Source organism: Streptomyces sp. NPDC001348 (assembly GCF_053597535.1).
On record NZ_JBSFIK010000008.1, the window covers coordinates 231,946 to 237,597 of the forward strand.

Genomic DNA, 5,652 nt, shown 5'->3' on the forward strand with positions numbered 1-5,652 from the left:
CTCCATCGCGGGCTCGACGCTCACCCTGGACCGCGCCTTCAGACGGGCGGTGACCGTCGACCGGCTGCCGGTGGAGGACGTGGTCGCCGCCCTGTCCGCCAACCCGGCCCGGCTGCTGGGCATGGACGACCGCATCGGCTCGTTGGAGCCCGGCAAGGACGCCGACCTGGTGCTCCTCGACGCGGACTTCGGCCTCAAGGGCGTGATGCGCCGGGGCGATTGGGTGGTCGATCCCCAACTGGGCTGATCCGTCCCCGAGTCGTGCGGCGGTGGCCGGTTCCGTGGACTGGGCCGGTCGCCGTCTCTTTGGCATGATCTGGCTTCCGGGAACGAAGAAGCCGCACGTCACGCCCGAGGGGAGGCCGGCCCGAGTGATCCTCACGGTCACACTGAACACCGCCCTCGACATCACCTATCGCGTACGGTCCCTGCGGCCGCACGCCTCCCACCGCGTCCAGGAGGTCGCCGAACGGCCGGGCGGCAAGGGGGTCAACGTGGCCCGGGTGCTCGCGGCCCTCGGGCACGAGGTGACGGTCACCGGGTTCGCGGGCGGCGCCACGGGGCGCGTGGTCCGGGACCGGCTGGCGGACACCGCGGGCGTGCTGGACGCGCTGGTCCCGGTCGACGGGGCGACCCGGCGCACCATCGCCGTCGTCGACGAACTGACCGGCGACACCACCCAGCTCAACGAGCCGGGCCCGCAGATCACCCACGCCGAGTGGGCCGACTTCCAGGACGCGTACGGGCGACTGCTGCGCTCGGCGTCGGCGGTCGCCCTCTGCGGCAGCCTGCCGCTGGGCGTACCCGTCGGCGCGTACGCCGGACTGATACGCACCGCCCGGGCCGCGGGCGTCCCCGTCCTCCTCGACACCAGCGGCGAACCACTGCGCCGCGGGGTGGCGGCCCGCCCGGACGTCGTCAAACCGAACGCCGAGGAACTGGCCGAGCTGACCGGCTCCCACGACCCACTGCGAGCCACCCAGGACGCCCGCCGCCGCGGCGCCCACGCGGTCGTCGCCTCCCTGGGCGCGGAGGGTCTGCTGGCCGTCACCCCCGAGGGCCGCTGGCGCGCCGCCCCACCCGCCCGCCTCCACGGCAACCCGACCGGCGCCGGCGACTCGACGGCCGCGGGCCTGCTGTCGGGCCTGGTGGAGGGCCTGCCCTGGCCGGACCGGCTGATCCGCGCGGTCGCCTTGTCGGCGGCGACGGTACGGGCACCGGCGGCGGGCGAGTTCGACCGGGGGACCTACGAGGAGCTGGCGGGGCGGGTGACGGTGACCGGGGAGGTCAGCGCGGCCTGACTACGACTTCTTCCACCCCGGCTCCAGCCAGAACTGGTCGAAGTTGGCATCGCACTGGTTGCTCTGCTCGCAGGAGAGCTTGATGGTGTTGGGGCCCTTGTTGAGGATGATGTTCCCGTAGGTGTTGGTCCAGCCCTTTTCGTAGTCGCCCTCCGGGGCGTGGGCGAAGTTCGCCAGGTTGAACGGGCGGGTCTGGGGGGTGCCGTTCACCGTGAGTGTGGCGTTGGCGTCCTTGCCGGGCACGCCGTAGGTGACGTGCAGCGTGTACTTGCCTGCCTTGGGGATGTCGGTCAGGTTCCAGGTGAGGGAGGCACCCACCTGGTTGAAGCCCGTGACGTAGGTGCCGCCGTCGGCCTTCGCGCCCTTGACGTCCGACGCCGTGCCCGCTCCTCCGCCCGGCGTCAGCGCCTTCGCGTCGGCCTTCGGCAGCTCCCCGCTCGCCGTCGCACTGCTGGACGGGGTCGGCGAGGCCTTCTGCGACTGGGCCGGGGCTCCGGAGGCCTGGTTGTCGGTCTTCTTGTCGTCGTCGCCGTTCATCATGGCCACGCCGATGCCGATGACGACCGCGGCGACCACCGCGATCGCGCCGATCAGCAGGCCCTTGGTGTTCGGGCCGCGACGGCCGCCGCCGGAGCCGCCGCCGGGCATCGGCTGCTGGGTGGTCGGCGCGCCGCCCGGGAAGGTCTCCGGCGCCTGGTAGGCGGCGTTCGGCTGCCCGTGGGCGGCACCCTGCTGCTGAACGGTCTGGCCGTACTGGGCCTGCTGGCCGCCGTACGTGCGCTGACCGACCGCACGCACCCTGTTGACCGAGTTCGGGTAGCCGTAGCCGCTGGACGGTGGCTGGGCGCCCCTGGCCTGACCGTCGGCGTACAGATAGCCGAACGGGTCGTCGTCCTCGGGCGTGCTCGGGCCGTTTTCGCCGGGGCTCATCCCTAGGTACTCCTCAACAGGTGCGGGTGGATGCGGTGGTGGTGAGAATGGCGAGCCTACCCGCTCCGTGTGGCCCAAACGGGTGACTCCCGTCGCACCAACCCGCTGACCTGGAGATCAACCGGCCCGTCGGTGCTGTTTGGGACGAGATCGTTTCTCTACGTACATGCGTTCGTCAGCGGACTTCAACACTTCGTCCGCAGTCATTCCACAGTGTGCCCACCCGATACCGAAGCTGGCGCCCACCCGCACGGCCCTGCCCTCGGCCCGGATCGGCTGGATGATCTCGTTGCGCAGGCGTACGGCGAGGTCCTGGGCGTCGGCCTTGCCGAGGCCGTCGGCGAGGATCACGAACTCGTCGCCGCCCAGCCGGGCCACCGTGTCGCCGTCCCGCACGCCGTTGCTGAGCCGCCGGGCGACCTCGATGAGGACGGCGTCGCCCGCGTTGTGCCCGAACCGGTCGTTGATCGACTTGAAGCCGTCGAGGTCGCAGAAGAGGACCGCGAGGCCCTTGGTGCCGTCGTCCCGCTCCCCCTCGGGGGCGATCGTGTGCACGTGGTGGTCATAGCCTTCGAACGTCTGAGCGCCCGACGACGCGAAGTCGAAGCCGTGGCCGGGCGGGTCGAAGGCGGGATGGCCGTAGGCCGCGTCCAGCGACTCCGGGCCGGAGTGGGCGGGCCGCTGGCAGAGCCGGGCCGACAGGCGCGAGCGAAGCTCGGCGGAGTTCGGCAGCCCGGTGAGGGAGTCGTGGGAGGCGCGGTGGGCGAGCTGGAGCTCGCGGCGCTTGCGGTCCTCGATGTCCTCGACGTGCGTGAGCAGGAAGCGGGGGCCGTCGGCGGCGTCCGCCACGACGCTGTTGCGCAGGGACACCCATACGTACGTACCGTCGCGGCGGCCGAGCCGGAGCTCCGCGCGCCCGCCTTCCGCGGAGGTGCGCAGCAGGGTGCCTATGTCCTCGGGGTGGACCAGGTCGGAGAAGGAGTAGCGGCGCATCGCGGAGGCGGGACGGCCCAGCAGCCGGCACAGGGCGTCGTTGGTGCGCAGGATCCGCCCGTGCTGGTCGCCGCCCATCTCGGCGATCGCCATGCCGGACGGGGCGTACTCGAAGGCCTGCCGGAAGCTTTCCTCACTGGCCCGCAGCGCCTGCTGCTCCCGCTCCAGGCGTACCAGGGCGCGCTGCATGTTGGCGCGTAGACGCGCGTTGCTGATCGCGATGGCGGCCTGGAACGCGTACATCTGCAGCGCCTCGCGGCCCCAGGCGCCGGGCCGGCGGCCGTTGCGCGGCCGGTCAACGGAGATCACACCCAGCAGCTCTCCGCTGGAGCCGCCCGGTCCGCCGGGCGTGTACATCGGCGCGAAGAGGCGGTCGGAGGGGTGCCACTCGTCCTCGAAGCGGGGGGCGGGGCCGTCGGTGAACCACTGGGGTACGTCGTCGTCGTCGAGCACCCAGCCCTCGGTGTGCGGTATGAAGCGCAGATCGCCCCAGTCCTCGCCCATGCCCAGCCGGCGGTCCCAGGAGGCGCGGGAGCCGACGCGGCCGGTGATGAGGGCCTCGGCGGCGGAGTTGCCGGAGAAGGCGGCGACCACGAGATCGCCGTCGGGACGCACCAGGTTCACGGCCGCCATCTCGTACCCGAGGGCGTTCACGACCCCGTCCGCGACGGTCTGCAGTGTGTCCGCCAGGCTGCGCGCCGTGTTCATGTCGGCCATGACCTGGTGCAGCTGCCGCAGGGACGCAAGGCGGACATACGGCTCCGACTCGGTCTCCATGCTCGCCCTCCCCCCGAGACCTCGCAGCGAATCAAGGGTTGTCGTCGGCGTTTCTTTCCGGTGGTGCCCTTGGGGTGCTCTTACACGTTCAACCGCCACTGAATCACAGCGCGCTGCCCACTCGGTACACAGGGTCAACAATTCCCGCCCCTTGTGACTCAAGTCACAGGAGAACGTGAACAATTGAGTGGAGTTTCTGCGTTTTCTCTGTGTGTTTACCGAACGCAGTCTTTGCGGATGTGTGGACATGATGCAGGAAGGGCCGGGCTCGGGGTCGTAGGACCTTGTCCCGGGGCCCTCTCGGCCGGAGGCCCGATGCGACCCGCACGGAGCGGAGATTAGCGTTTCCGGTGTGCCGAACAATCCCTCCGCCCCCACGCTGCCCATCGCCCCCACCGCCTCCGGGCATGCTGAGGGGGTGAGCAACGACGAGTTCCGGGCCGCGATGTCCCGGCTGGCCGCGGGCGTGGTCCTGGTGACCGCGCAGGAGCCGCCGCTCGACCCGGACGACCCCGGGGCGCCGGCCGGCGAGGACGTCGGCATGACCGCCACCGCCTTCATGTCGGTCTCCCTCGAACCGCCGCTGGTCCTGGTCAGCCTGCGCGAGGGCTCCCGCATGGACGACCTGCTCACCGAGCAGCCGCTGTGGGCCGTCTCCGTCCTCGCCGACCACCAGCGCCAGACCGCCGGCCGGTTCGCCATGAAGGGCCGGGTCAGCGACCGCCTGCTCTTCGCCGACCTCCCCGTCACCCGCGGTGAGGCCACCGGTGCGCCGCTGGTCGGCGGCGCCCTGGCGGCCCTGGAGTGCCGCACCGAGCAGCGGGTGGCGGCCGGCGACCACACCCTGGTGATCGGCCGGGTGCTGACCGCCCGGCTGCCGGGCACGGAGGGCGGCCCGCTGCTGTATTTCCGGGGCAGGTACCGGCAGTTGGGTTAATCACGGCCGGGAAAATTCGTGGCGGTTTTGTGAACTGCCCTCTTATCGTGCCGACATGACGCCCCGTCTGGAACAAGTGACTCCGCGGAATTTCGACGCCGCGACCGGTATTCGCGTCCGCCCGGACCAGGAGCACGGGGTGTCACCGGTGATGCAGTCGCTGGCCGAGGCGTACGTCCATCCGGCCGGGGTCGCCTGGCCCCGTCTGATCGTCGACGAGGACCGCCCGGTCGGCTTTCTGATGGCCTTCCTCGACATCGACTGGCACGGCGACGGCACGGTGTTCCGCTCCGGCCTGTGGCGCCTCAACATCGCCGCCGGGGAACAGGGCCGCGGCTACGGCCGCTTCGCCGTCGCCTCCGTCGCCGAGGAGATCCGCCGCCGCGGCGGCAAGGAACTGTACGTCACCTGGCACCCGGGCCCGGCCGGCCCCGAGGGCTTCTACCTCGGCCTCGGCTTCCGCCGGACCGGGGAGACCAGCGGGGGCCAGACGGTCGGCGTGCTGGAGCTGGACCGGGGGCCGGGGCCTGACGGGGCTTGAGCGGGCGGTGCGGGGTGCCGGGGGCGGCAGCCCCCCAGGGGACGGGCGCAGCCCCGCGGGGGACGGGCGCAGCCCCGCGGCCTCGGCTTCCGCCGGACCGGGGAGACCAGCGGGGGCCAGACGGTCGGCGTGCTGGAGCTGGACCGGGGGCCGGGGCCTGACGGGGCTTGAGC

At 72.0% G+C, this 5,652-nt stretch carries 6 protein-coding genes; 4 read left to right on the forward strand and 2 right to left on the reverse strand.

Annotated elements, in window-relative coordinates; translation table 11 throughout:
* Positions 1-247 (forward strand): amidohydrolase family protein (locus ACWC21_RS11725; protein ID WP_450880614.1); only part of this gene is annotated, 247 nt, incomplete at its 5' end.
* A 124-nt stretch (positions 248-371) separates the two neighbouring features.
* Positions 372-1,301 carry a 1-phosphofructokinase family hexose kinase gene (locus ACWC21_RS11730; RefSeq protein WP_450880692.1) on the forward strand — a complete coding sequence of 310 codons (930 nt, stop codon included), beginning with the start codon at positions 372-374 and terminating at the stop codon, positions 1,299-1,301.
* On the opposite strand, the gene ACWC21_RS11735 is transcribed toward ACWC21_RS11730, so the two are convergent.
* Both ACWC21_RS11735 and cdgB read right to left on the reverse strand, forming a co-directional pair.
* Positions 1,302-2,231: a CBM35 domain-containing protein gene (locus ACWC21_RS11735; RefSeq protein WP_450880616.1), complete on the reverse strand. Its 930-nt coding sequence runs from the start codon at positions 2,229-2,231 to the stop codon at positions 1,302-1,304.
* 117 nt (positions 2,232-2,348) lie between these two features.
* A complete protein-coding gene (cdgB, locus tag ACWC21_RS11740) occupies positions 2,349-4,001 on the reverse strand; it encodes a diguanylate cyclase CdgB (RefSeq protein ID WP_450880618.1) in 1,653 nt (550 codons plus the stop codon).
* A 352-nt stretch (positions 4,002-4,353) separates the two neighbouring features.
* Here cdgB and ACWC21_RS11745 point away from each other — a divergent pair, with 352 nt between their 5' ends.
* Together ACWC21_RS11745 and ACWC21_RS11750 are read left to right on the forward strand one after the other, a co-directional pair.
* Positions 4,354-4,938 carry a flavin reductase family protein gene (locus ACWC21_RS11745; protein ID WP_450880620.1) on the forward strand — a complete coding sequence of 195 codons (585 nt, stop codon included), beginning with the start codon at positions 4,354-4,356 and terminating at the stop codon, positions 4,936-4,938.
* Between the two features lie 55 nt (positions 4,939-4,993).
* On the forward strand, positions 4,994-5,479 hold the full coding sequence (locus tag ACWC21_RS11750) for a GNAT family N-acetyltransferase (protein WP_450880622.1): 486 nt from the start codon (positions 4,994-4,996) through the stop codon (positions 5,477-5,479).
* The last annotated feature ends 173 nt before the right edge of the window (positions 5,480-5,652 follow it).